This window comes from Pseudomonas sp. LJDD11 (assembly GCF_024584215.1).
GTDB lineage: Bacteria > Pseudomonadota > Gammaproteobacteria > Pseudomonadales > Pseudomonadaceae > Aquipseudomonas.
This window is the reverse complement of the sequence record NZ_JANJFL010000003.1, coordinates 63,024-89,262: the sequence shown is the minus strand read 5'-3', so window position 1 is coordinate 89,262 and position 26,239 is coordinate 63,024. Positions and strand designations below refer to the sequence as shown.

Here is a 26,239-nt window from a genome sequence, read left to right as displayed (position 1 = left end):
CCTTTTTACCCAGGCCCCACGCCATGCAACGACGCCACCTCCTGCAACTGCTGCTGGCCAGCATCACCCTGCCCTTGAGTCTGAGCGCGCAAGCCTCGCAACAACTGTTGGCCGCCCGCGTCGAATCGGGTCTGGACAGTCTGCGCCTGGCATTCGAACTCAGCGGCCCGAGTCGCTATCGGACCTTCAGCCTGCAAGCGCCGCAGCGGCTGATCATCGACCTGGAGCAGACGCAACTGGCGACCCGGCTCGATGACTTGCCGCTGCCCAACACCTTGCTCAAAGCCATACGCAGTGGTGCACAGGGCCAAGGCATGCGTCTGGTGCTGGACCTGCAGGACGCCGTTGAACTGCACAGCATCACCTTGCAACCAGGGCCGGGTAATCGTCAGTCGCTGCAACTGGAACTGCGCAGCCTGGCAGTGCCAGGCCTCAAGCAACCGGCCATGGCTGGCAAATCAGTCAGCCGCGACATTGTGGTGGTGATCGATCCTGGGCACGGCGGCAAAGACCCCGGCGCACTGGGACCCAAAGGCGAGCAGGAAAAGCAGGTGGCGCTGGCCATCGCCCGGTTACTGGCGCAAAAGCTCAATCGCCAGGCCGGCTTCAAAGCCCATCTGGTGCGCAATGACGATGTGTTCATCCCGCTGCGCAAACGTGTCGAGGTCGCGCGCAAACGCAATGCCGACATGTTCATTTCGGTGCATGCCGACGCCGCGCCGCGCAAGACCGCCTCAGGCGCTTCGGTATTTGCCCTGTCGCAAAACGGCGCCACCTCGACCACCGCGCGGTGGCTGGCCGACCGGGAAAACCAGGCTGACCTGATCGGCGCCCGCGACCTGCTGAGCCTCAAGGACAAAGACCCGATGCTCGCCGGGGTGATCCTGGATATGTCGCTGACCTCAACCATTACCAGCAGCCTGAGCCTGGGCAAAACCATCCTCGATAACGTTGGCCAGGTAGCCGGTACTCATCAGAAACGCGTTGAACAGGCCGGCTTTGCCGTGCTCAAGTCACCGGACATTCCGTCGATTCTGGTAGAGACCGGATTTATCTCCAACCCCAACGACTGCCGCCAGTTGTGTGACCCGCGTCATCAGAACCGGGTGGCCCAGGCCATCTACGAGGGCATCCAGCAGCACTTCAAGAACAACCGATTGGCCTGACGGAGCCTGTATTCAACGCTGCATCACCGAGCGCGGTCGTTATCGCCCAGACTCAACGCCGGGCCATTTCATGGCGCAGACAGCCCTGATAGTAGGTGTCCTTGATTTCCTTGGGGTTCATCCGGCTGCGGCTGGCGAAGGTCTGTTCGGTGATGCCCACCGCCATTTTCTTCATCCAGGGTCTGGAATACTGGCGGTTCTCGATTGCTTTGCGCGTGCTGTACAGGGTCTTGCCGGAAAGCTTGAACTGCTGGGCATTCTTCGCCACCTCCGAACCCCAGCGGCACATCTGCGCCTGGTTCTGGGTCACCGGCCTGGCCTGCGCCGTTGTGGCCAATCCCATCAGTACTCCAACCATCATCAACAAAGGGGCACACCGCATAACGCTCAGCTTCCAGGCTCAAAATGGCGAGCATCATAGGGAGCGTTATCCGTTCAGGGGGCCAGTATCCTGCCATACCGGCATCTCTTCAGCGCTCAGGCCAAACGCTCGAAGCGGTACGGCGCCGGGTCGATGATCGGTGTGTGCCCCGACAGCAGATCCGCCGCCAGTTGCCCCGCCGCCGGTGAGGTACCGAAGCCATGCCCGGAAAAGCCGCTGGCCAGGGTCAGGCCGGGAAGCCTGGCCACCGGACCGATCACCGGGTTGGAGTCCGGTGTCACATCAATAGTACCGGCCCAGGCCTGGGCGATTTGCGCGTCTTTGAACATCGGCCAGGCAGCGCTCAGATTACGCAACGCATCGTTATTGAGCTCGTTGTTGGCCGCCGGGTCCTGGACCCGCACCTTCTCGAACGGGCTGACCGAGTCGGCGCGCCAGCGACGCCCCAGCTTCAGGTCATCGAAGAAGTGCTTGCCCAGCGAAATGCGCAAAAAGTCCCGCTGCGCCTTGAGCTGCGGCAAGAACCGGGTGCCCAGCAGCGCATGATCCAGGGTCAGGAAGGCATCGAGCTTGCCGCGCTGGGTGATGATGAACCCGCCATCGATGTGCTTGCGAAACGAAAAGTCCGGCGCGCCTACCGCGATATCGGTGGGCCCCACCATCGGCGTGGTGCGCAGCACCGAACAGGTCAGCGGCAATGTCGGCAGGTTGACGCCATGGTTGCCAAGCAAGCGCCGTGACCACAGCCCGCCAGCCAACAGCACCTGCTCACAGCGCAGCTCGCCGCGCTCGGTCACCACCCCGCTGACCCGCCCGGCGCTGGTGGCCAGGCCACGCACGGCGCAGTTCTCCAGGATCACCGCGCCCTTGGCGATGGCGGCATTGGCAATCGCGCTACAGGCCAGCGTCGGCTCGGCACGACCGTCCGATGGGGTATAGATGCCGCCCTGCCAGTCGCCCTGCCCGTGCGGCACATGGCGGGCAATCTGCTGCTTGCTCAGCAGCTGCGAATCCAGCCCCACAGACTCGACGCTTTTCAGCCAGTTCTCGTGCATCGCCAGTTGCGCTTCAGTGCGAGCAATGAACATGATCCCGGCCTGCCGGTAACCCACATCCACGCCAACCCGCTCAGCCATTTGCGCCCACAGCCGGTCGGCGGCCTGGGCCATCGGCAAATCGGCGGCGTGCCGATTGGTCTTGCGAATCCAGCCAAGATTACGTGACGACTGCTCGCCGCCAACCCGGCCCTTTTCCAGCACCACCACCGGAATCTTGCGCTCCGCCAGGGTCAGGGCGGCGGTCAGGCCAATGATGCCGGCGCCGATGATCACCACCGTGGTCGATGCTGGAAGCTCAGTGAAAGTACGCACGGGTGCAATAGTGGGAGCCATGGCAAGAAATTCGCTTGAAGTGAAAGACACCGGTCACCGGGACTGGGTAATGCGTTGCTGTTGTGCACTGGCTGCGCCGCGAAACGCAGTCACTTCCAGCTCCACCTTATAGACCGTGGAGCCCAACGGCGGGCAGGTCACGGTGGTTGCCGGGTCGATACCGCGGAATTTCTCACCGACGATGCCCATCACCGTTTCGACATCCTTGGGCTCCTGCACGTAAACGCGCGAGAACACCACGTCGGCCAGGCTGGAGTCGACCGCCGCCAGGGCTGCTTCGATGTTGGCGAACACTTGGTGGGTCTGCTCGGTCAGGTCTTCGGCAATCAGCTTGGTCTGCGGATTGCGGCCGGCGGTATTGGACACGTAGATCCAGTTGTCTACCGCGACCAGTCGCGAGTAGCTGCCCATTTCTTCGAATTTCGAACCGGTTTTGAGCTTGATGATTTGTGTCATGGGTATTCCTTAATGAACCGGGTACGGGAAATCCCGGCAGGAGCAGCTTTAGCTGCGAATATTCGTTAGCCGGTTTTCAGCTCAGCACCGGGGTATCCCACAGGTTGAGCTTCACGCCGATGCCGCGCGCGATGGCGTTGCGGTACACCACGGTGCCCCAGGCCACGTCTTCGACCGGCATGCCGCCCACCGACATCAGGATGATCTCTGCATCATCGAGGCGGCCAGGCGCGTCACCGGCGATGATCTTGCCGATGTCCTCGACCTGCTCAGGCCTGAGCAGCCCCTCGGCGATCATGTCCATAAACCGCACGCCGATTACCGGCACGCAGTGGTGCGCAGGTTTAGGCAACTCGTGGAACCAGGCCTGGTACAAGCCGGTGTTGTCGACGACCTTGCGCACATCGGCCTGCTCCATGCCTGCATCGATATTGCAGGCCGCCGGCATGGCCAGAAATGCACCCGGTTTGACCCACTCGCGCTTGACCATCGGGTACAGCGCCGGGTCGCCCACCTCGCCCGAACTGCAATAGGTCACCAGGTCCGAACCGCGCACCACCTCTTCGAGGGTCTCGACCACCTGGATGTTGACGATCTGCGGGAAGGTCACTTGCACCCAGGTGATGAAGTCATCCAGGCTCTTTTGCCCACGGCCCTTGATCTTGATCGTGTCAATCTGCGGACACACGGCCATGAACGCGGCGACAGAAGTCTTGCCCATCACCCCTGGCCCGAGCAGCCCAATAACCTTCGAGTCTTTACGCGCCAGGTGCCGTGCGCCGACGCCGGGAATCGCCCCGGTGCGGTAGGCCGACAGCAGGTTGGCCGACATGTGGGCCAAAGGGGCACCGGTGTCGGCGTCGTTGAGGGTGAACATCAGGATCGAACGCGGCAGGCCCTTGTCGCGGTTGGCGATGTTGGAGCCGTACCACTTGACCCCGGCGGTGCAGAAGTTGCCACCCAGATAGGCCGGCATGGCCATCATGCGTCGGTCGGCGGTGGGCTTGGGCATGTTCGGAAAGGGCGAGTTTTCCGGGAAGGTCACCATGGCGCCATGGGAGTCGTTGTTCGGCCCGGCCATCCGATAGTCGCCCTGGTATAGCAGGCCGAACATCTCTTCCATGGTATCGACGCAAGACGGCATGTCGGTGACGCCAGCGCGAATCATGTCCGGCTCAGACAAGTAAATGAAATCGATCTTCGTATTATTGGTCATGTTGATCTCGAAGCACGGCGACAAAGTGGCTTCGAGTCTAGGGAGCGGGTTCAAGGGCGTATTGTAAAAATCGGACAGGCCCGGTCCTGACAGCAGACTTGTCTGAGTAGCATCAATGACGACCACCACCAGCACCTGCGAGCAACCCTGGTTCGTCCTCAACTCATCGGGCTATTGGGTGATGCATGACGCGCATTCGGCGATCTCGCACTTTTATGCGCTGGAGGTGGACCAGCCGGCCGACCTGACCTACGCGGTGCCCGACGGCTGCGTCGATATCCTCTTTGATTGCGACAGCCATCGGCCCACCGCAAGGGTCTGCGGCACGCCACTGCGCGCCAAGCGGGTCGAGTTATTGAACCGGCATCGTTACTTCGGCGTGCGTTTTCAGCCCGGTGTGATTCCCGGCTTCGTCGCCAATCTGACCGGGGAACTGGCGGAGCAGGAAGTGGATCTGTGTGATGTGTTGCCCTGCGCCCAACAACTGATCGAGCAGATTGCCCAGGCCACGGCATTGGGCAACCAGGCCGACGTCTTCAGCCGCCTCGCCGGCCAGTCCCTGGCCCGGCGAACCTCAGGGCTGAGCGGCAAGCTGGTCGAGTTCATCATCGCCCGACGCGGCGATATCCGCGTCCACCAGCTTGAAGCCATGAGTGGCTACACAAGCCGGACCTTGCAGCGTCAGTTCCGTGAAGACACCGGCATTGCCCCGAAGACCTTCTGCCGCATCATTCGCTGCCAGGCGGCGCTAAGCAGCCTGACAGCGGACGGCACATTGCCGTGTTCGGAGCTGGCGCTGGAGTTGGGGTTTACCGATCAGTCGCACTTTATGCGCGACTTCAAGGCACTGGTCAGCACCACACCCAATGACTATCAAAGGCGGGTAACTCAGGGGGCGTACAACGGCAGGATCCGGGTACTTGGAAGAAATGACGCGTCCCTCAAAGAAGCGCTACATAACGCTTGATTCTAATCAGCATATTGAAATTCATTGTCCCTTCATGAGTAAACCGCGCTTGGGTACAGCGGATCGTAAACTGCGCAACGAATGACCGGCCCTTACGTAAAAATTTCTGCTTTTACCCTGCTAAAGGCCATATCACGTGACGCCACCCGGTGCGCAACCGCCTGCACGGCAGAACGCAACAAGCTGCGCGATTGTTGCGGATTTTTTGCACAAAAATTCTGTAAAGCCCCAGCGTTAATGATCTATCTACCTGATAAATAAGAAAAATATTATTTACGGCACATTCTTTGGTTTGTCTGCCCCACTGCCTGGCGCGATTCGCCGGGCCAAGGACCGGACAGATGAATCAGAAACTCGGCACCCCACGCCAGCGCTGCGCCAACGAATTTTCCAGAACCCCGCTCAGCGGCACCAGCCTCTGCCCGTTCAAGGGGCCGGAAATTGCCATTGTGCCGGTGCGCTATGCCCTGGATCGCTCGCGCTATGACGTCAATCCCAATGTGCTTAAACCGCTGGCCCGGAACGCTCGATGGGCACGCCTGCCGCCGCTGAAAAGCCGCAGTTACACCTTGCGCCAGTTGCACGAGGGTTTTGTCTACGTGTTCGACGAGACCGCACGCACGCTGCACGAGTACGCCTACAGCGCACACAATGCACACCTGCAACGCATCAAGTGGAGCAGCGCCCACATAGGCCAGAACGAGCGCAGCGGCAGCGATGCCGGGCAGCCCTACCTCTCCTACCCGCGCGACCATGTGCTGCACATTGCCTTTGCGCCAATCCAATGGACCTGGCGCATCTGCGAACATCTGCGCTCGCACGAGGACAGCCGCAAGCGCTGGATGAAGCGCCTGGACCTGGGCAGTTACAGCCTCACCATGAATGAGCCGGGTACCCTGCCGCTGGGCGAGTTGGCCACCGCCGTGGCCGATATTGATGCCGGCCAGGTCACCGATGACGGGCGCTTCGACGACACGGCCATTCCTTCCCGAGAACCCGACCGCACACCTGAAGAACCGCCCCAGGACGAGTGGGTGACGCTGGGCGCGGACGTGCATTGGCTGGGCAGCGTGCCGGACAAGGACAGCGCCCTGCTGATTGCCCTGGACGATCCGCTGACACTGGTCCGTGATCTGGGCATGCAGATGGCAGGCGACATCGCCGCCTTGCAGCACTGGGAGGCTGAGTATGAGCATCGGTTGAAGATTGCCGGGGACGTTATACACCTGTGCGGTAATACAGCTGCCTTGTCGAAAGCCGAAGAGGCAGATCCTTATCTCGCGCAGCAATACCTGATAGACGCCGAAGGCTACCTGGAACAATACGAGCTGGAAGAGCGTATCTACGAAGAGAACGCCACCGTGGCCCCTGAAGCCGTGGAGATGTTCAGAGGCCCCCACCACCGAAACCGACGCAGCGCCACACTGCTTCAGGGCCTGATAGAGAAATACGGCAAGGCACCGAATCAGGCAGATATTGATACCTGGCTGGAGCGCAGCAAGTGGCGCCGCGAGATTGACCTCAAGGCAGCGCGGCAGTGCCTGCAACAGCAGCAGCCTGTGCATGAGCAATTGCTGCAGCGAGTGCGCGACACACGCACGGATATTCAAAACTGGGCACTACACATTGGCCTTGAGCCAGACGCCCTGTTCATAGATACCGGTTATCCAAAGACCCTGCTGTACCTGCAAACCATCAAGGAAAACCTCACCACCATCCTGGAGCAAGACAAGGAGACCCTCAAATGGCTTACCGCACAGGAAAATAAAGCCACCACCCTGTTTGGCACCCAGCGCTACGGCTTCTCCCCCGCTATCAAGGCGGCTCTGGACACCGAGGCCAACAAGCTGCTCGCCGGCATGGGCGATGTGACCAACCTCGGTACGCGCATTGGCGAACTCAACAACGCCCTCAACCACCGGGATTTTGCCAACAGCGCCTGGTACAAAGCGCTCGATGCCACTGCCCAGGCGACGCTCAAGGCCATGCAAGAGTTGGCCAGTGGCGCTGGCAAAGCCATCGCTCAAGGCATGCTCAGCGCCGCCATGATCACCAACACCCAGCTATCCAGAACAGAGCCCCAGACCCTGCCGATTCTGTTGCGCAACCTGCTGATCGGCCAGCTGTTGGGCAATACGCCCGAAGGACTGGCCATCGACCGCCAGTTCATGGTGCGCATCAACGAATGGAAACGCCTTACGGCCTTGTATGACCAGCAACTGCGCAGCCTGCAACAAGCCTGGTACTACGCTGCCAACCGCCATGATCGGCACAGCCTGGGGATCCAGCTACAGGCACACGCCGACCGCATTAGTGCTCATGCCATGGTCTTGCCTGATCTTCTGGACTTCAGACACCAACGCTATGCCGAGCAGTTCAAGCGCGAGATGTACAACTTCTTCCAGGCCGGCAAAAACGTGGCCAAAGACTGGAGCCAGCACGTACGCCAGTGGAGCCAGCGCCTGGGCATTCATGGCGCCGGTATCAGTTGGACGGTGATCACCCTCAACCTCTTCAACACCGCCTTTGTCTGGAGCGATATCACTCGTGACGGGAAGATTGACGGTAAAGACCTGAGGAAGCTGGGTTACAACATGGGGTACAGCCTCAACCTGATGATGGTGCTGTATCTGGAAGCGCCTTGGGAGGTGGTGAGGAATGCCAAGCCGGTCGTTATCAATACGAAAAGCATATCCATAATGGGCAGATCGGCTGCGTATTGGAAAGCGCAGGGAAAACCCGATTGGGCTACTGCAGTTCGTGGTTTTCGCATTAGGGCTTTTGCAGCGGGTGTGGCTGGGGGACTGGGAGCCGCATTAGAAGTATGGGAGCTAATAGATGAAATAGAAAAAACCAAGACGCCGACAGATAGAACACTTCTGCGAATCAAGACCTTCGGTGCAAGTCTTATGGGGTTTGTTGCAGCAGCACCAATCCTATCTGCATTGCTTACCGGCAGTCTTGCAATAGGCACAGCCACCTTGGCACTCGGCGGCTGGGCTGCCGTCATTACCGTAATAGGAGGTTTGATCTACTTGCTGGCCAGCAAACTTATTAATTACCGAAAGCAAGACAATATCGGCATCTGGCTACGTCGCTGCTACTGGTCTGTCACCTTAGAGAACCGCTACCCTGATACCTTCGAGGGGCAACAGGAGGAATTACGCAGCTTTATGGAAATTCAGTTATGCCCACACATACTGGTGAAGAGCACACGAACCTTCAAATTCATCCAGATGGGCAGAAACTATATTCCACACGTCACGCAAAACGGTGCGTGGGTACAGATTCGGTTTCCCGAGAGGGTCAGAGGCAATAGCGTCCTCTTTGATATCATCAGTAGCCGAAAACGGCTACAGCTCTTCACAACGGTAAAAGTAGACACGTCAATCCAAGAAGATTTTGTCAAAAATGGAACTTATCAACCCATCAGCGAGTGGGGAAAAATTGACAATCAGCGTCCTTCCCAAAGCGCACCCCTGGCGTTCATTCCAGAAATAAAAGAGGGCCAGGATATTATTTGGCACACCTGGATACCTCTGGATAAAGAGGCGGCCTATCTAGAGTTACAAATTTGGTATCCAGCTGATGTTGCACATCCATCACCGACTGACACCGGATATCTTTATCAAATTGATCTCAAGGTATCCGGCACCGAGAGTTCTGATGGGCTAAGCGAAACCGAGTTGCTGGTGAAAAATTCAGACCGTGACAAAGCCAGGCAAATATTTTTTACATCCTAAGAATGACGCCAGCGCAAACCCAAGCCGCCTCTGTCTTGTACTAGCCTTCTTGCTCGGACGCCCGATAATATGCCTTCAAAAACCGACGATTACGCCCCGATACTGGATACTGCACCCGCTGCACGACAGGGAAACAGCGAGCCAATTTTTCAATGGGTAGTGAAGCGCATCAACCTTCGCAGAAAAAATATATGGCTAATCCCGCTCATCTTGTCAATATGGCCCGTTTCTTTAGGAGTTCTTGCCCGGGATTCCTTTCATACTGACCCAATTACTTTTTACTGCGTTTTAGGAGGTGCACTTACAGCAGAGTTTTACTATCTATACTTCATGCTACGCCCCTCAATATTCAATTACCGTATCTATCCAGAATGCGGAGAAGTAGACGTTCAGCCTTACTACGCAAAATACACAAAACACGTATTTAACGGCGTTGCGATAATAGCCATCATCGTTCTACTCGGATTGGCAGCCTTCGTCGGCTCATTACTATTTCTACTGGGGCCAGTGGCCCTCATGATCATATCTGCCCTGAACATCATGGAATGGAAGCCACCGCCCTGCGAACTGGAAACCAGTATGGTTTGGGAGAAATACAACGCCGTCACCGTAGACCGCCGTTACCGCATCATCGTGATCCACAGAACAGACCTGACCATAGGCTTCGAAGCCCGCCTGCCAAACAAGGCGCTGTTCGAGCAGTACCTGGCGTTCTTGCGCACTGTACTGCCTGAGGTAACAACGTACCGGGAAGAAGTCTGGAAATGGTGACGGACACCATAGGGCTTGGCCGCTGCGCAGATCTGGGAATGCATCATCCGGCGTCGCTTATCTAGCTGGCAAAAAATATTGCGCCTGCGCAGTTAGTCACATCAACGCCGCCAGCACCACCGGCAACCATGCAAATGACAGCGCGGTCGAACACATCACCAGGTTCGCCACCTTCTCCGGCGACTGATTGGCGCGCATGGCCAACAGGTAATTGAATACCGCCACCGGCATCGAGCATTGGGCGACCAGCACCGCGTGGGCCAGTGGTTGCATGCCCAATGCCAGACCGATCAGCCAGCCCACCGCCGCACCCAGCACAATTCGTAGACCACCCTGCAGCATGCCACTGGCTACGTGATGCAAGCGGATACTGGCCAGCGACACCCCCAGGGTCAGCAGCATCAACGGGATGGTCATGCCGCCGAGCAGATCGACGGTGTTGATCAGCCAGCGCGGCAGTTGCAGGCCAAAGAAAATGATCGGCATGGCCAGCGCCAGGCTGATGATGATCGGATTGCGCAGCAGGTCTTTGAATGAAGCGGCGCCCCCTGATAGCGCCAGCCCCAACGTGAACTGAAACAACGACAGGGTCAGGAAGAACGCCACTGCCAGCGCCAGGCCCTGGTCGCCAAACGCATACAGGCTGATCGGCAGGCCCATGTTGCCGGTGTTGGGAAACATGAACGCCGGGACCAGTACGCGCCAATGCTGGCGAAACACCTTGCTCAGCAGCAGACCGATCATGGCCATGGCAAACATGCTCAATACGCAGGCCAGCGCCATGCTGGTAAAGGCTGCCGGGTCAAGCTGGGTCCGGCTCAGGGTCGAGAGCACCAGCGCTGGCGTGCCGATGGTCATCACCACCCGGGCGATAAAGTCGGTCGGATAGCTATGCCCTTTGCGCGCCCAACCATAGCCGATGGCCGCAACGATAAACACTGGGGCCAATACCGCAAACAGCGAAGCGAGCATGAAGGGTTCCTCCTTGAAAAGGCGTTCATGCTAGGGCTTGTACCGGTTGACCCGCAACCGCGCTTGCCCTGCACCCGCAAAATGAACGAATCAGTCACGACCAAAGCGATATTTTGATTGAAAAAATACTTTTAAGCGCTGAATTTTGCGTATAGGATCGCCATTAATGATCGATTCAATCATTCAATGATGATGACAAGACCAATAACATGGAGATCACCGATGAAGTTCACTGGAATCGTTCCAGCCCTCGTGACCCCCTTCGATGCCCGTCAGCAAATCGACGAGCAGGCCTTGGGCAACCTGATCGAAAGCCTGATTGACGCCGGTGTTCACGGGCTTTTTGTGCTGGGCACCAATGGTGAGTTCTTTGCCCTGAGCGAGGCCGAGAAAGTCCGCATCGCCCGGCTCACCGTGGAAGCGGCCCGCGGCCGGGTACCGGTGATTGCCGGAACCGGCGCCTTCGCCACCCGCGATGTGATTGAACTGAACAAAAAAATGACTGATGTGGGCGTTCAGGCCCTGTCGGTCATTACGCCGTTTTTCAATGCGGTCAGCCAGGCCGAACTGATCAACCACTACAGCGCGATTGGTGATGCTTCGCCACTGCCGATCATGCTTTACAACATCCCGGCCAAAACCGGCATGTCGATCGGCATCCCGGCAGTCGCCACCCTGTCGCAGCATCCGCAAATCAAGGGCATCAAAGACAGCGCCGGCAACTTCGACAGCCTGGTGCAGATGCTGCGCTACCGCAGTGACGACTTCGCGGTGTTTGCCGGCACCGACTCACTGATCTACTGGAACCTGCTGGCCGGTGGCGACGGTGCGGTGGCAGCCACCGCCAACGCGGTACCGCAGGTGGTGATGGATATCTGGAATCGCTTCCAGGCCGGCGACCACGATGGCGCCCGCGCGGCCCAGGAAGCCCTGCGGCCACTGCGCGATGCTTTTGCGCTGGGGACCATGCCTTCGGTGCTGAAAAAGGCCACCGACCTGCTCAACGTGCGCGTCGGCCCATGCCGCGCCCCGACTGCCGAACTCGATGCGCAGACCGTACACAAGCTCGAAGGTCTGCTGTCTGTCTACCGCGCCTGAGCCGGAGGATCACCATGTACCACTTTCAAACCGTCAAGCATGTCATCCACGGCCCCGACAGCCTGGCCAGCCTGGGCGAGCGCCTGCACCTGCTCGACACCCCGCTCAAGCGTGTGGTGCTGGTCACCCAAGACGCCATGCATCGCCTGGGCGTCACCGAACAGGTGGTCGCGCAACTGCAAGCGCAGTCGATTGCGGTCACCGTGATCGATAACGTCGAGATTGAGCCGACCCTGGAGAATATCGAAGGGGTGTTCCGCAGCGCCATCGCCCCTGCCGCGCCGGATGCGCTGATCGCCATTGGCGGCGGCAGTGTGCTGGATGCCGCCAAGCTGTTTTCAGTGATGCTCAGCAACGACACCCCGCTCAAGGACATGCTCGGCATCGACAAGGTTGCCCACCCCGGCAGGCCGACCGTGCTGGTCCCCACCACCTCCGGGACCGGCTCGGAAGTCACCCCTAATGCCATCGTCACCCTGCCCGACGAAGAACTGAAAATCGGCGTGGTCAGCCGTCATCTGCTGCCAACCCTGGTGATTCTCGATGCCAACCTGACCCTGGGCCTGCCCAAGCCGATTACCGCTGCGACCGGTATGGACGCTTTTACCCATGCGCTGGAGTCGTTTATCTCGACCAAGGCCAACCCGATCAGCGACGCCTTTGCTCTGGAGTCGATGCGGCTGATCGCCGGCAGCATCGTCGAGGCCTATCAGCAGCCTGGCTCGGTGCAGGCGCGCAGCGACATGCTGCTTGGCTCGATGTACGGCGGCCTGGCGTTGACCGCGGCCGGCACTGCAGCGGTGCATGCACTGGCCTATCCGCTGGGCGGCAAGTTCCATGTCACCCACGGGGTGGCCAATGCCATGCTGTTGCCGCATGTCATGGCGTTCAACATGGACAGCTGCGCAGCACGCCTGAAGCGGGCGGCCTGCGTGTGCGACATCGCGCACCCCGGCGACAGCGACACGCTCGCGGCCGGCAAGCTGATCGAGCAGATCAAGCAATGGACCCGGGTCCTGGAGATTCCGCAGAACCTGCGCGACTTCGGGGTGGCCGAAGAGCATCTGGCCGACATGGCGGTCGCTGCCTCAAAAGTCACCCGGTTGATGATCAATAACCCCAAGGCCCTGAGCCTGGATGATATTGAGCAGTTGTACCGGTGCCTGCTGCCATGAGTACCGAAGCTCGCCAGGCCGGGCTATTGGTCATCGCCGACGATCTGTCCGGTGCGGCCGATTGCGCCGCCGGCTTCGCCCGCCACCTGCCGACCCGCGTGTTGCTCGAGCAGACCGCCGATCATTCAGGCTGCCCGGTCATTGCGCTGGACCTCGACACCCGCCGCCTGGCGCCGCAGCCCGCTGCCCGGCTCAATCGCTCGGTACTCGGCAACCCGGCCCTGCGCGGTCGTTACCTTTACAAGAAAATTGACTCGACCCTGCGCGGCAACCTGCCGAGCGAGGTCAGCGCCCTGCTGGAACATGGCCTGGCTCTGGTAGCACCGGCGTTCCCGGCGCTGCGCAGGACCACCCGCGACAGTATTCAGTACCTCGACGGTGTACCGGTCAACGATAGTGATGTGTGGCGCAACGAGGGTCTGACCGGCACCGCCAACCTGCTGGAGCTGTTCAGCGGCGAGGGTCTGAACTGTGCGGCTCTGGATTTGCTGCAGGTGCGTGGCGGTAATCTGGCCGGGCAGCTGCACCAGCACTTGCTCGACGGTACCCAGGTGCTGATCTGCGATGCCGAGCAGGATGCTGACCTGCACAGCCTGGCACTGGCTTCGGCCGCTTTCGCCGACCGGTTGTTCTGGGTCGGCTCGGCCGGGCTGGCCCTGCACCTGCCTGCCGCCCTCGGGTTACCCGCCGCAGGCGAGCCTTGCCGGCCGCAGGCAGCACGAGGCGGGCCGATCCTGACCGTGGTCGGCAGCATGTCGCGTCACTCCCAGGCCCAGGCAGCTTTGCTGGCCGAGCGTACCGGGCAACGCTGGGCGCGGGTCGAACCACGGCTGCTGCTCGATGGCAGTGCCCACAGTGAACGGCAGGCGCTGGCAATTCATCTGGCCAGTGTGCTGGACAGCGGCAGCGACCTGCTGGTCAGCCTTGATCAGGCGCAGCGTGCCCCTGAACAGGCCGCGCAGCTCAGCCAGGCGCTGGCCGGGCTGTTGGCTGCCCTGCCCGCCAAGGCCGCTGCGCTGATCGCCACCGGCGGTGAAACCGCCCGCGCCCTGCTGACTGTCGCTGAGCTCAATGCGCTGCAACTGCATGGCGAACTGGCGCCTGGGGTGGTGTTGTCCAGCGCCCCCCATCAGGGCCGCACGTTACCTGTCGTCACCAAGGCCGGCGGCTTCGGCCAGCCCGACACCCTCTATCAGGCCTGGGCGCATCTGTGCCAGGCCCGCGACTCACGCTCTGAGCCCACACCACCTAATAACGAGGAACCCCAGCATGTCTGAGCGTCCTGTGATCGGCATCACCATGGGTGATGCGGCCGGCGTCGGTCCGGAAATCATCATGAAATCCCTGCAACACGACAGCGTCTATGCCATGTGCCGGCCGCTGGTGATTGGCGATGCCAAGCGGCTGGTCGATGCCAATCGGATCGTCGCTGGCACGCTGCAAGTCAACGCCATCGAACAGCCCGAGCAGGCCCGCTTTCAGCCAGGCGTGGTGGATTGTATCGATCTGGGGCTGATCCCCCATGACCTGCCCTACGGCCAGTTGTCGGCGGTGGCCGGTGATGCGGCCTTTCGTTATATCGAGCGCACCGTGCAACTGACCGAGGCCGGTGCCCTGGACGCGATATGCACCGCGCCACTGAACAAGGAAGCACTGCACGCCGGCGGGCATATCTTCCCCGGCCACACCGAAATGCTCGCGCACCTGACCGGCATCGAAGAGGTGTCGATGATGCTCATGACCCCGACGCTGCGGGTCATTCATGTCACGACCCACATCGGCATCATCGACGCCATTGCGCGCATCGAGCCAGGTCTGGTGCGCCGCACCATCGAACGTGCCCATGAAACCCTGAGCCGCGCCGGGATCGACAACCCGTTGATCGCGGTGTGCGGCATCAACCCGCATGCCGGTGAAAACGGCCTGTTCGGCTACGGCGAAGAGGCGACCAAGATCCAGCCGGCGATTGACGAGCTGCGCGCCCGTGGCTGGCGCGTCGAAGGCCCGCTGCCGGCCGACACGCTGTTTTTCCGCGCCGGGCGCGGCGACTTCGATGCGGTGGTGGCCATGTATCACGACCAGGGCCACGGCCCGGTCAAGGTCATGGGGCTGGAAGCCGGGGTCAACGTCACGGTCGGCCTGCCGGTGATCCGCACCTCCGTGGACCACGGCACCGCTTTCGATATCGCCGGCAAGGGCATCGCCGACGAGCGCAGCCTGATCGAGGCACTGCGTCAGGCGGTCGAGCTGGCGACCCGCAAACGCACCCTGGAGCAACCCGCGCACGCCTGAACCTCAATGCATCTTTTCCTCAAGCAAGCCCTGAATAACAACAATTGGAGCGAATGATGGAAACTTTTGACTCTCAAGCGACGTTAATCATCGTCGGGATGGTTGTCGTCTACGTCCTGTTCACCACCTGGCTGACCCTGCGCATGCGCAGCAAGAACAGCGAGCAGTACATGGTGGCGGCGCGCAGCATGCCGGCGTTTATCGTTGGCGTGCTGATGATGTCCGAATACATCGGTGCCAAGTCCACCATCGGCACCGCGCAGGCCGCCTTCGAAAGTAGCATGGCCGCTGCCTGGGCAGTGGTGGCGGCGGCGATCGGCTTTCCGTTGTTCGGCATCCTGATGGCGAGAAAGCTCTACAGCTCAGGCGAATACACCATCTCCGGGTTCATTGAGCGCAAATACGGCTACTCGGCCAAACTGATGGTGTCGATCATCATGATCTATGCCCTGCTGCTGGTGAACGTCGGCAACTACATCAGCGGCGCGGCGGCGATCTCCACGGTGATGCACATCAACCTGCCCACCGCAGCCTTTATCACTGCCGTCGTCAGTACCCTTTACTACGCCTTTGGCGGCCTCAAGAGCGTGGCTTACATCAGTGTCCTGCACACCGTGGTCAAGTATGCCGGGGTGATGATCGTACTGTGGGTGGCAGTCAAGCTCGCCGGCGGTTTCGACAAGGTCCATCAGGGCCTGCCAGAGCACTACTTCACCTGGACCGGCGCCATCGGCGGCTCCAAGGTCATGGCCTGGATCATCGGTACGGTGGGCGCGATCTTCTCCACCCAGTACATCATGCAGGCGATCAGTTCGACCAAAAACCCCAACGCGGCGCGCAATTCAGCACTGTGGGCGGGCCTGCTGTGCCTGCCGATCTCGATTGCTCTGGGGCTGATCGGCGTCGTCGCCAAGTACCTGCACCCCGATATGAACAGCCTGTATGCGATGCCGGTGTTCCTGCATTCGATGAGCCCTTGGCTGGCCGGTGTCGTGACCATCTCGCTGGTGGCTTCGGTGTTCGTCGGCGTCAGCGCGGTGGCCCTGGCGATCACCTCGCTGGTGGTGCGCGACTTCTATGTACCGCTGTGCAAACCGTCGGCTGAACGCGAATTCAAGATGACCAAGCTCATCAGCCTGGTGATCGGTTTCCTGCCGCTGGTGTTCGTCTTCGCCGTGCCGGAAATCCTCAGCCTGTCGTTCTTCACCCGCGCCCTGCGCCTGTCGATCACCGTGATTGCCCTGGTCGCCATCTACCTGCCGCTGTTCGCCACCGGTCGCGGTGCCACCTGGGGGCTGGGCGCGGCGACCGTGACCACCAGCCTGTGGTATGTACTGGGTAACCCGTACGGTATCGACAACATGTACATCGCCTTGGTGACCCCTGCCCTGGTCATCTGCATCGAACGTCTGCTGCCACGCAGCAACAAGCCCGCTACCCAGTCTTCGGAGGCCAGCAATGTCAACAATTGAGCAACGCCAGGACGCCTACCTGCCGACCCCTTACGCGCAGAATCACGCCGCCAACCTGCATGAACTGGCTGATGGCACGTTGCTGTGCACCTGGTTTGCCGGCACCCAGGAAGGCATGGCCGACATCTTCGTGCTGCTGTCACGCCGCGACCCGCACAGCGGTGTCTGGAGCGAGGCCGAGCAACTGTCGGATGACCCTGCCCGCTCCGAGCAGAACCCGATCCTGTTCCAGGCCCCCGATGGCCCACTGTGGCTGATCTGGACCGCGCAGATTTCCGGTAATCAGGAAACCGCCGTGGTACGCCGCCGCCTGTCTGAGGATGGCGGCAAGACCTGGGGGCCAATCGCTGACCTATTTGAAGAGGCCGGTACTTTCGTGCGCCATCCGCCCGAAGTGCTTAGCAACGGCGACTGGGTATTGCCGGTCTGGTATTGCATCACCCTGCCTGGCGAAAAATGGGTCGGCACCCATGACATCAGCGCGGTGATGATCAGCAGCGACCATGGCCGCACCTGGAGCCGTCACGACGTGCCGCACAGCACCGGCTGCGTGCACATGAACGTCCATGAACTGGCCGACGGCAGCCTGCTGGGGCTGTTCCGCAGCCGCTGGGCCGATCATGTTTATTCCAGCCGCTCCACCGATCAGGGCCGGACCTGGAGCGCACCTGCGCCGACCGAGCTACCCAACAACAACTCATCGATCCAGTACGTGCGCCTGGCCAGCGGTGAATTGGCGCTGGTCTACAACCCGATCAACGCCGAAGGCATCGAGCAGCGGCGGCTGTCGTTGTACGACGAAATCGAGGACGAGGGTGATGAGCGTGTCACCCCCGGCGCCAACGCCGACGGGCGCAGCGCGGTGTGGGGCATCCCCAGGGCGCCGATGAGCCTGGCGATTTCTCGCGATGAAGGCCGTAGCTGGCCGCTGCGCCTGGATATCGAGCTGGGAGACGGCTTTTGCATGACCAACAACTCCAAAGAGAAGCTCAATCGCGAGTACTCCTACCCGAGCATCATCCAGGCCCGTGACGGCAGTCTGCATGTCGCGTTCACTTACTTCCGGCAGAAGATCAAGCACGTGCACATCCCGCTGGCGGCGATCCGCTGAAGCAGACCTGGAGGTCTAAACCGCCGTAGGAGCTGCTTCAGCAGCGATGCTTTTCGCGGCTAAAGCCGCTCCTACGGGGTAATGCCGATCAGTTAAGAGCATTGAGATCTTTGTGGGAGGCAGCTCTGCTGGCGAATACAGAAGTACATCCACAACAGATGTGCCGGTTTTACTGGCCCTGTCGCGAGCAGACCGGGGCGCCGGCCGGCCCCTCCCACGGGGCCCAACCAGACCCACTAATCGCTTAACTGATCGGCATTGCTCCTACGGGGCAGTGCGTCAGGCCAACTTTATGGAGAACCCTTCAATGCCTGAAAATTCCCCCATCGCCCTGGTCACCGGGGTCAGCTCCGGTATCGGTGAGGCCATTGCCAGCCGTCTGCTGGACGATGGCTGGCAGGTCATCGGTCTGAGCCGTAGCCGTCCTGCACTGGAGCATCCGCAACTGCGCTGGGTCGCTGCTGACATGGCTGACAATCAAGCACTTGAGCACGCCCTTGAACAGGTCGGTGAACTGGACGCCATCGTGCATGCTGCAGGTTTCATGCGCACTGCACCGCTGGGTGAGCTACTGGCCAAAGACGGCGCGGCCATGTGGCAGGTGCATGTCGCCGCCGCCACGCAACTGGTCGACAGCCTGCTCGGACGCCTGCGGGTGCCCGGACGCATTGTGCTGATCGGCAGCCGAACCATGAACGGCGCCAGTGGGCGTAGCCAATACGCAGCGACCAAGGCCGCGCTGGTCGGGCTGGTGCGTTCCTGGGCCATCGAACTGGCACCGCAAGGCATCACCGTCAATCTGGTCGCCCCCGGCGCCACCGCGACACCGATGCTCAGCGCCCCCGGCCGGCAAGGCACGCCGCCGCGCAAACCACCGATCGGCCGCTTCATTCAACCCGAGGAAGTCGCCGCGATGACCGCGTTCTTGCTCGGCCCGCAGGCCGGGGCCATTACCGGCCAGAGCCTGGTGATCTGTGGAGGGGCGTCGTTGTAAGCCGTTGCCGAGCGCCCAAAGATGATTCAATGGGCCCCCGGCAACAAATGCTAAAGTGTCGCCTCACCCCCTGAAGGATCGCCATGAAAGTCGCCAAACGCCGCCAGGCCATTCTGGAGCTGGTGCTTGCCAACCACGGCAATATGAACGTCGAGAGTCTGTGCTCGATCATGCAGGTCTCCGAAGCCACGGTACGCCGTGACCTCACCGCGCTGGCCGGGCAAGGCATGATCATGCGTACCTATGGCGGTGCAACGCATATCGGCAAGCAGGCGCCAGAGACCTCGCTGGAAGAGCGCAGCATCCAGTCCGGCCCGGAAAAAAGCCGGATTGCCCGCACCGCACTGGCGCACATTCAGGATAACGACACCATCGTACTGGACAGCGGCACCACCACCGCGACCCTGGCGCAACTGCTCAAGGAGCGGCGCGGCCTGCATGTGATCACCAACAACATTCTTGCCCTGCCGGCCTTGCGCGAGCTGCCCGAAGGGCGGGTTACCCTGCTCGGCGGCGACCTGCGCCCCGGCAGCATGGCCACCTTCGGCGCCGCGGCCCTCGCCGCTCTGGAGCGTTTGACTGCCAACAAGGTGTTCGTCAGCGCCGACGGCGTGGTCGCCGGGCGCGGTTTGTGCGAAGCCAATGCCGACCAGGCCTGGCTGAAAGAAAAAATGCTGCAGCAGGCTGCCGAAGTGTTCGTGCTGGCCGACGCCAGCAAGATCGGTCGCGATCAGCAGCAACACTGGACACCGCTCAACACGCACTGGACCTTGATCACCACCGCACGCCGTGAAGCACTGCTGGAGTTCGAGGCCGATACCCGCATCACCCTGCTCCAGGCCGACTGAGCGGTCTTGTTTGACCTGTGCCAGCACATGGCGCACCCTCAGGGCCCCTCAGTTGCAGATCGCTCGCGTTCATGGATCAGAAACTTCTCAGACTGCCCCGCAACACAAAGGGCCGAGACCTGGTGGTCGGCGATATCCACTTCAAACTGCAGGAATTGTTCGAAGGTCTTGAAGCGCTGGACTTCAATCCAGAGCGCGACCGCCTGATCAGTGTGGGCGACCTGATCGACCGCGGCCCTGGCGTGCTGCAAGGACTCAGGCTGCTGGGCGAGCCCTGGTTCTACATGGTGCAAGGCAACCATGAGCGCATGCTCATCGACGCCTGGCTGCGCAACCCCCACGCGCCCTACTCGGCCCACGGTGCCGAGTGGTGGCTGTATATCGATGACGACTCAAAAGCAATGATCGTGCGCAAGCTGCAAAGCCTGCCGATTGTGATCGAGATCGACACCGTCAACGGGATGGTCGGCGTCCTGCATGCCGACGTGCCGGCGCAACTGAGCTGGCAAGCCTTTACCGGCGCCCTGCATGCACCACGGGTCAGCGAGACCGCGCTGTGGGGCCGCGAGCGCATCCGCCGTGGCAACCACCATGGCGTGACCGGGGTCTGGCGGGTGTGCACCGGGCATACCCGGGTCGACACGCCGCAGCGACTGGGCAACGTGCTGGCTCTGGACTGTACGGGGGGTGGTGCGGGCCCGCTGGCTTACTACTGTGCGCAAGACGATACCCTGCACTACGCTGATACCCGACGATCCCCTACGACCAAAGCATGAACATTGGCGCCTGCCATACTTCGTAAAACCCTACTAATATGTGTAGATTGATGTCAAAGTGACATCACCTATTGTCAGCACTTCTGCCCCCCCACACCTTCAGCCTCAATTCGTCGCCTGACGAGGTCGGCCATGAACGACAAGACTATCAGCCTGCGGCATTGGATGTGGAAGGCATTGGCCAGTACTGCCCTGATCCCATTGATCGCCGTGGAGCTGGTATTGATCGGCATCTATCTGTTTACCAACCAGTCGATCCGCAACACGCAGATCGACTACCTGCATGAAACCGCCGTTAGCGACCTGACCGAATCAGTCGGGCAAAATACCCACATTATCAATACCGAACTCAGCCAGCTGGGCAACGACGCCAACCTGTTTGCCCGGCTGACCGAGCACGCCCTGCAGGGCGAGCAGCACGCCCCTGCAATCCTCGCCACCTCGGCAGACGGTGTGCGCTATGACAACGGTGCTGATGATCAGGTGGCATCGTTCTATTCCAGCCATACCCCGCTGGCCAGCCAAGACCTTGGCAAGGTCACACGCCTGGCGACACTGGACCCATTGATCAAGCAACTCAAAGACCGCAACCCGCTGATCGCCAGCGTTTACTTCAACAGTTGGGACAGCTACAACAGAATCTATCCGGGCTTCGATATCCTGCAACAGTACCCCCACAACATGAATATCCCGGAGTACAACTTCTATTACCTGGCCGATGCCAGCAATAACCCGCAGCGCAGTAGCCGCTGGACCGAGGTTTATCTGGACCCGGCCGGTAACGGCTGGATGATGTCGGCCATCGCCCCGGTGTATAGCGGCGATTTTCTCGAGGGTGTGGTCGGTCTGGACATCACGGTCAGCGGCATCCTCAAGCAGATCGGCGAACTCAAGGTGCCTTGGGATGGCTACCTGATGCTTGTGGCCCCGGACCTGACCATCATGGTCATGCCTGAGGCCGGTGAGCATGATTTCAAACTCATTGAGTTGACCGCGCATGCCTACACCCAGGCCGTGTCCAACGAGATGCTCAAGCCGCAGACCTTCAACCTGCGTTATAACGACGCCCATGACGCCCTGGCCAACGCTATCGAAAGCCAACCACGTGGCGTGCTGACCACCCGCTTCGAGGGGCGTGCGCATCTGGTGGCCTGGGATACGGTGGCCAACACAGGCTGGCATTTGCTGGCAGTGGTAGATGAAGCTGCGATTACGGCCACCACCGATACCTTGGCCACCCATTATCGCCAAGTGGGTTATTGGCTCATTGGCGGTCTGGTGATCTTTTATCTGGGTTTTTTCCTGTTCATCTGGTGGCGGGTCAAGCACCTCAGCCAGGCCCTGGTTCACCCCCTGGCCGGGGTTTCGCAGATGATGGCGCAGATCGGCCAGGGGCACTGGCAACCCGACAGGCCGCAGACCGACATCGACGAACTGGCCAGTATGGCGCGAAGCGCCAGCTCGATGGGTGAGCAGCTCAATGAAGCACAAGACTCACGTCACGTGGCCCAGCAACGTCTAACGGTGGTAATGGAAAGTTCCACTGAAGGGCTGTGGGAGTTCGATGTTGCAAAGCGCGAACTGAACCTGCGCGGCAGCCTGTGTCATCGCTTTAACCTGCCGGAAAAAATCAGCGACCACCGGCTGCTGCATGATCGCCTGCAGCCAGCCGACAGCGAGGCCTTGATCCGTTTTATCAAGGACCTGGAAAAGGGCCGATATCACAACGGATGCGAGTTGCGCCTTGTCGATCATCACGGCAAAACCGTATGGCTGCAGTGCCGCGGGCGAGTGTTGGCACGTGATCCAGACAACGGCAAGCCACTGTTGCTGGCCGGCACCTGCATGGACATCAACGGTCTGAAGAACGTCGAAACCGACCTGCGGCTCAAGACGCTGGAGGCTGAGACCGCCAGCCTGGCCAAGTCACGCTTCATTTCCAGCATGACCCATGAGCTCAAGACACCGCTCAATGCCATTCATGGCTTCGCCCAGTTGCTCAGCTACAACAACCCAGGTAGCGCCGGGCCGGTCGATGAAATCATCCGCGCCAGCAATCACCTGTGCCAATTGGTCAACGATCTGCTGAGCTGGTCGAGCGTACAGGCCGAGCAGGCGCGCTTGCAACTGGCACCTATCGATACCACGCAACTGCTACGCGAATGCGTTGACATGGTCAGCCGCGATGCTCAAGAGGCAGAGCTGACGTTAAGTCTGGGAGAAATTCAGGTCGGCCCCGGGATCATTGCCGATGCACGGCGGCTGCGTCAGGTGATACTCAACCTGCTATCGAATGCCATCAAATACAACCGGCCTGGCGGCGCGGTCACCGTGAGTTGCCGCCATGAGCACGGCCGTGCTCGCATCTATGTCGAGGACAGCGGGCTCGGCATCGACAGCCAGGCCCGTACACGGCTGTTCGAGCCCTTTCAGCGCCTGGGCCAGGAAAATACCGCGATCCCCGGCACCGGCATCGGACTTGCGCTGTGCAAGGAACTGGCGCAACGGATGAACGGCGAAATCGGAGTCACCAGTACCTTGGGTAGCGGCAGCCTGTTCTGGATTGAACTGCCTTGCGCGCAAAGCGAGCCAACTGCTGCTGCCAGCAATCGCCAGGCCAGCGTGCTGTGCCTGCAACAGGACAACGCCGAGCGCGCGCTGATCAGGCAGGCATTCAAGAACATCGCCAGTGTGCGCATAGTGGACGAGGACCGCCTGGTGCTTGAACAAATGAGTCAGGCACCGGTGCAACTGCTGCTTATTGATCTGGACTGCATCGGCTCAGCTATTCAGGCACTGCTGGTCAGCCTGCAGGAGCTCTATGAAGCGCGCTGTCCACCCGTGATCGTGATGAGTTCCCAAGAGATTCCGCGTTACCTGTTGAACCTCAACTGCCAAGGCCTGTTGAGCAAGCCTGTCGATCCAGACGAACTCAGAGAACTGGCTGCCGTTTTCCTGTGCGAGGATATCCAACGTGTTCCGTAACCTTCAGCTAAAAGCGCCGATCGTCATCATCGATGACGTTGCGGCCAATGTCCGTTTGCTCGGCTCGACTCTCAAGGCATTCGGTATCAAGCAGATTGTCACCTTTACCGACCCGCAGGCTGGCCTGCACTGGCTTGAACACAACCCTTGGGGCATTCTGCTGCTGGACCTGGACATGCCTGCGCCCAATGGTTATGACATTCTCCAGGCATTGGGGCAGCGCAACAGAATCGAACAGCCAGTGATCATCGTCACTGCCCTGAATGACCCGCAGAGCCGCCGCCAAGGGCTGGAACTGGGGGCCAATGATTACATCTGCAAGCCCATTGACTTGGCCGAGGTGATGCTGCGGGTCCAGAACTGCCTGCTTCTCAAACAAGCCACCGAGCAGTTGAAGCAGGTCAACAGCCAACTCGAAGCCAGGGTCCGGGAACGCACCGAGCAACTGGCTGAAAGCTACACAGCGCTGATTCGCGCGCTGGGTCGCGCCGCGTCTTATCGCGACGATGACACCGGCGAGCATATCTACCGCATCGGTACATTTGCCGGCATGCTGGCTCATGGTATGGGGATGCCACCAGAGTGGTGCGACCTGATCCGCCAGGCAGCACCTATGCATGATGTCGGCAAAATCGGCATCCCCGACGAAATCCTGCTCAAACCTGGCGCCCTGACCCCTGAAGAGCGTACCCGCATGCAAGCCCATGCACACATTGGCCACGCCATCCTGCAAGACCCGGCCAACAACGAACTGACTGACATGGCGGCACAAATTGCCCTGGCGCACCATGAAAAGTGGGATGGCAGCGGCTACCCCAACGGCCTTGCTGCCGAAGCCATTCCCTTGGCAGCACGTATCGTGGCCCTGTGCGATGTCTACGATGCGCTGCGCCAAAGGCGCCCATACAAGCAGGCATGGGATCGCCAACGCGCACTGGGGCATGTACGCGAACAAAGCGGCCGACACTTCGACCCGAACGTGGTCAAGGTCTTCGAAGGCTTTATCGACGAGATCGAGGCCATCATCGAATATGGTCTACCGAAAGCCGATCGACGCCCATCGCTGATGGATTCAGCCTTATTGCACCCTAAGGTTTTGGGCTGAGCGCCACAAGCTGAGCAGCTCGCGAGCCTCGCCACAAAAACACCAGCACCGCCAGAGCGCCAACCAGGCCCGGCAAGGCGAACGCCAGGAAGCTGGCCTGCAAGGGTAACCCCGAAGCATGCAGCGCCCCGCCCAACAGCGGGCCGATAATCGCCCCGGTCCGGCCGATGCCCATCGCCCAGCCGAGGCCCGTGGAGCGCACCTGGGCCGGGTAATACTGCACCGCGCAGGCGTTGGCCAGGATCTGGGTGCCGATGGTGCAGGCACCAGCCATTGCCACCAGCAGGTACAACACCGCCAGCGGCGCCTTGAAAGCCAACAGGCTCAAGGCCAACGCGCCACAGATGAAGAAGCCGAACAGCACCTTGCCCAGGCCCACCCGGTCCCCCAGCCAACCGCCGCCAATAGCGCCGATAATCGCTCCGGCGTTGAGCACCAGCAAGAAGCTCAGGCTCGAATCCAGGCCGTAACCGGCACTGTTCATCAGTTTCGGCAGCCAGGAACTCAAGGCATAGACCATCAGCAGGCAGCAAAAAAACGCCAGCCACAGCATCAAGGTGCTGAGCGTACGGCCTTCGCGAAACAGCTCGGCAATCGACACGCTGGCCCGCGCCGCACCACCCTGCTGCAGTTGCTCGTCGGCAGCCGGACGATAACCGGGCGCGGCCTGGGCGAGGATGCGCTGCGCCCGTGCGGTCTGGCCGCTGCGCAGCAGGTAGTCCATCGACTCGGGCAATTGGCGAATCAGCAGCGGCAACAGCAGCAAAGGAATCGCCGCGACATAGAACACCGACTGCCAGCCCCATTGTGGAATCAGCACAATACCCAGGCCCGCCGAGAGCATGCCGCCCAGTGAATAGCCGCTGAACATCACCGCCACCAGGGTGCTGCGCGAGCGCTGCGGCGAGTATTCGTTCATCAGCGCCACCACGTTGGGCATCACTCCGCCGATGCCCAATCCGGCAATGAAGCGGCACAGGCCGAACATTTCCGGGCTGCTGGCCAAGCCGTTGAGCGCTGTGACACCGCTGAACAGCGTCACACAGAAGGCAATGGTCTTGCGCCGCCCGATGCGATCGGAAATCGACCCGAAAAACAGCGCGCCAATCATCATCCCCACCAGTGCGCAACTGCCCAGCGCGCCGGCCTGCAGGGCACTGAGCCCCCACTCGGCCATCAGCGAGGGCAGCACCACGCCGTAGATCACCAGGTCGTAGCCGTCGAAGATGATGATCAGCGCGCACCACAGCAGCACGCGGGCATGAAAGGCATTGAAACGGGCCCCGTCCAGCAGGGCGGTAACGTTAGTCTTGTGCATG

Annotated in this window: 21 protein-coding genes; 15 read left to right on the top strand and 6 right to left on the bottom strand. The window is 60.6% G+C overall.

All coding sequences use genetic code 11. The features are described 5' to 3' along the window. Positions 1–23 precede the first annotated feature (23 nt). The gene (locus tag NRB16_RS05315; protein ID WP_045491375.1) at positions 24–1,166 is read left to right on the top strand and encodes an N-acetylmuramoyl-L-alanine amidase; all 1,143 of its coding nucleotides are present in this window, start codon (positions 24–26) and stop codon (positions 1,164–1,166) included. A 52-nt stretch (positions 1,167–1,218) separates the two neighbouring features. On the opposite strand, the gene NRB16_RS05310 is transcribed toward NRB16_RS05315, so the two are convergent. The 4 genes from NRB16_RS05310 to NRB16_RS05295 form a co-directional block, all read right to left on the bottom strand. Further along, positions 1,219–1,509, bottom strand: coding sequence for a hypothetical protein (locus NRB16_RS05310; RefSeq protein ID WP_231906477.1), 291 nt, complete (start codon positions 1,507–1,509; stop codon positions 1,219–1,221). Positions 1,510–1,643: 134 nt separating this feature from the next. Next, positions 1,644–2,939, bottom strand: coding sequence for an FAD-binding oxidoreductase (locus NRB16_RS05305; protein WP_257105622.1), 1,296 nt, complete (start codon positions 2,937–2,939; stop codon positions 1,644–1,646). A gap of 33 nt (positions 2,940–2,972) precedes the next feature. Continuing rightward, positions 2,973–3,395: a RidA family protein gene (locus tag NRB16_RS05300; protein WP_045491384.1), complete on the bottom strand. Its 423-nt coding sequence runs from the start codon at positions 3,393–3,395 to the stop codon at positions 2,973–2,975. 76 nt (positions 3,396–3,471) lie between these two features. Continuing rightward, positions 3,472–4,611: a tyramine oxidase subunit B gene (locus tag NRB16_RS05295; RefSeq protein ID WP_045494774.1), complete on the bottom strand. Its 1,140-nt coding sequence runs from the start codon at positions 4,609–4,611 to the stop codon at positions 3,472–3,474. Between the two features lie 115 nt (positions 4,612–4,726). Between NRB16_RS05295 and NRB16_RS05290 the strand changes: the two genes are divergently transcribed. From NRB16_RS05290 to NRB16_RS05280, 3 genes are all read left to right on the top strand, one after another. Beyond that, positions 4,727–5,578: a helix-turn-helix domain-containing protein gene (locus NRB16_RS05290; protein WP_257105621.1), complete on the top strand. Its 852-nt coding sequence runs from the start codon at positions 4,727–4,729 to the stop codon at positions 5,576–5,578. Between the two features lie 341 nt (positions 5,579–5,919). Further along, on the top strand, positions 5,920–9,321 hold the full coding sequence (locus NRB16_RS05285) for a T6SS effector BTH_I2691 family protein (protein ID WP_257105620.1): 3,402 nt from the start codon (positions 5,920–5,922) through the stop codon (positions 9,319–9,321). A gap of 69 nt (positions 9,322–9,390) precedes the next feature. After that, positions 9,391–10,092 carry a permease gene (locus NRB16_RS05280; protein WP_257105619.1) on the top strand — a complete coding sequence of 234 codons (702 nt, stop codon included), beginning with the start codon at positions 9,391–9,393 and terminating at the stop codon, positions 10,090–10,092. A 96-nt stretch (positions 10,093–10,188) separates the two neighbouring features. Here NRB16_RS05280 and NRB16_RS05275 read toward each other — a convergent pair whose 3' ends face one another. Next, the gene (locus tag NRB16_RS05275; protein WP_257105618.1) at positions 10,189–11,064 is read right to left on the bottom strand and encodes an AEC family transporter; all 876 of its coding nucleotides are present in this window, start codon (positions 11,062–11,064) and stop codon (positions 10,189–10,191) included. A 222-nt stretch (positions 11,065–11,286) separates the two neighbouring features. On the opposite strand from NRB16_RS05275, the gene dapA reads away from it, so the two are divergent. The 11 genes from dapA (at position 11,287) to NRB16_RS05220 (ending at position 24,920) form a co-directional block, all read left to right on the top strand. Then, on the top strand, positions 11,287–12,162 hold the full coding sequence (gene dapA, locus NRB16_RS05270) for a 4-hydroxy-tetrahydrodipicolinate synthase (RefSeq protein WP_253141303.1): 876 nt from the start codon (positions 11,287–11,289) through the stop codon (positions 12,160–12,162). Between the two features lie 14 nt (positions 12,163–12,176). Continuing rightward, a complete protein-coding gene (locus tag NRB16_RS05265; protein ID WP_257105617.1) occupies positions 12,177–13,337 on the top strand; it encodes an iron-containing alcohol dehydrogenase in 1,161 nt (386 codons plus the stop codon). Beyond that, a complete protein-coding gene (locus tag NRB16_RS05260; protein WP_257105616.1) occupies positions 13,334–14,614 on the top strand; it encodes a four-carbon acid sugar kinase family protein in 1,281 nt (426 codons plus the stop codon). The genes NRB16_RS05265 and NRB16_RS05260 overlap by 4 nt, the downstream gene beginning before the upstream one ends. Further along, positions 14,607–15,629, top strand: a complete 1,023-nt coding sequence (gene pdxA, locus NRB16_RS05255; protein WP_045491401.1) for a 4-hydroxythreonine-4-phosphate dehydrogenase PdxA — start codon at positions 14,607–14,609, stop codon at positions 15,627–15,629. The genes NRB16_RS05260 and pdxA overlap by 8 nt, the downstream gene beginning before the upstream one ends. 56 nt (positions 15,630–15,685) lie before the next feature. Next, positions 15,686–17,101 (top strand): sodium:solute symporter family protein, encoded by a 1,416-nt coding sequence (locus tag NRB16_RS05250; RefSeq protein WP_257105615.1) that lies wholly within the window; start codon positions 15,686–15,688, stop codon positions 17,099–17,101. Then, positions 17,088–18,212 (top strand): exo-alpha-sialidase, encoded by a 1,125-nt coding sequence (locus tag NRB16_RS05245; RefSeq protein WP_045491406.1) that lies wholly within the window; start codon positions 17,088–17,090, stop codon positions 18,210–18,212. Before NRB16_RS05250 ends, NRB16_RS05245 begins: the two co-directional genes overlap by 14 nt. A 307-nt stretch (positions 18,213–18,519) precedes the next feature. Further along, positions 18,520–19,206, top strand: a complete 687-nt coding sequence (locus tag NRB16_RS05240; protein ID WP_084710082.1) for an SDR family NAD(P)-dependent oxidoreductase — start codon at positions 18,520–18,522, stop codon at positions 19,204–19,206. Between the two features lie 83 nt (positions 19,207–19,289). After that, complete coding sequence (locus NRB16_RS05235) at positions 19,290–20,054, top strand: DeoR/GlpR family DNA-binding transcription regulator (RefSeq protein WP_253117199.1); 765 nt, start codon at positions 19,290–19,292, stop codon at positions 20,052–20,054. Between the two features lie 71 nt (positions 20,055–20,125). Further along, positions 20,126–20,830, top strand: coding sequence for a metallophosphoesterase (locus NRB16_RS05230; protein WP_257105614.1), 705 nt, complete (start codon positions 20,126–20,128; stop codon positions 20,828–20,830). 132 nt (positions 20,831–20,962) lie between these two features. Next, positions 20,963–23,815, top strand: coding sequence for an ATP-binding protein (locus tag NRB16_RS05225; protein ID WP_045491412.1), 2,853 nt, complete (start codon positions 20,963–20,965; stop codon positions 23,813–23,815). After that, complete coding sequence (locus tag NRB16_RS05220) at positions 23,805–24,920, top strand: HD domain-containing phosphohydrolase (RefSeq protein WP_257105613.1); 1,116 nt, start codon at positions 23,805–23,807, stop codon at positions 24,918–24,920. The genes NRB16_RS05225 and NRB16_RS05220 overlap by 11 nt, the downstream gene beginning before the upstream one ends. Here the strand turns inward: NRB16_RS05220 and NRB16_RS05215 are convergent. Continuing rightward, positions 24,904–26,238, bottom strand: a complete 1,335-nt coding sequence (locus NRB16_RS05215; RefSeq protein WP_257105612.1) for an aromatic acid/H+ symport family MFS transporter — start codon at positions 26,236–26,238, stop codon at positions 24,904–24,906. The two genes, NRB16_RS05220 and NRB16_RS05215, sit on opposite strands and share 17 nt — an antisense overlap. Position 26,239 lies beyond the last annotated feature (1 nt).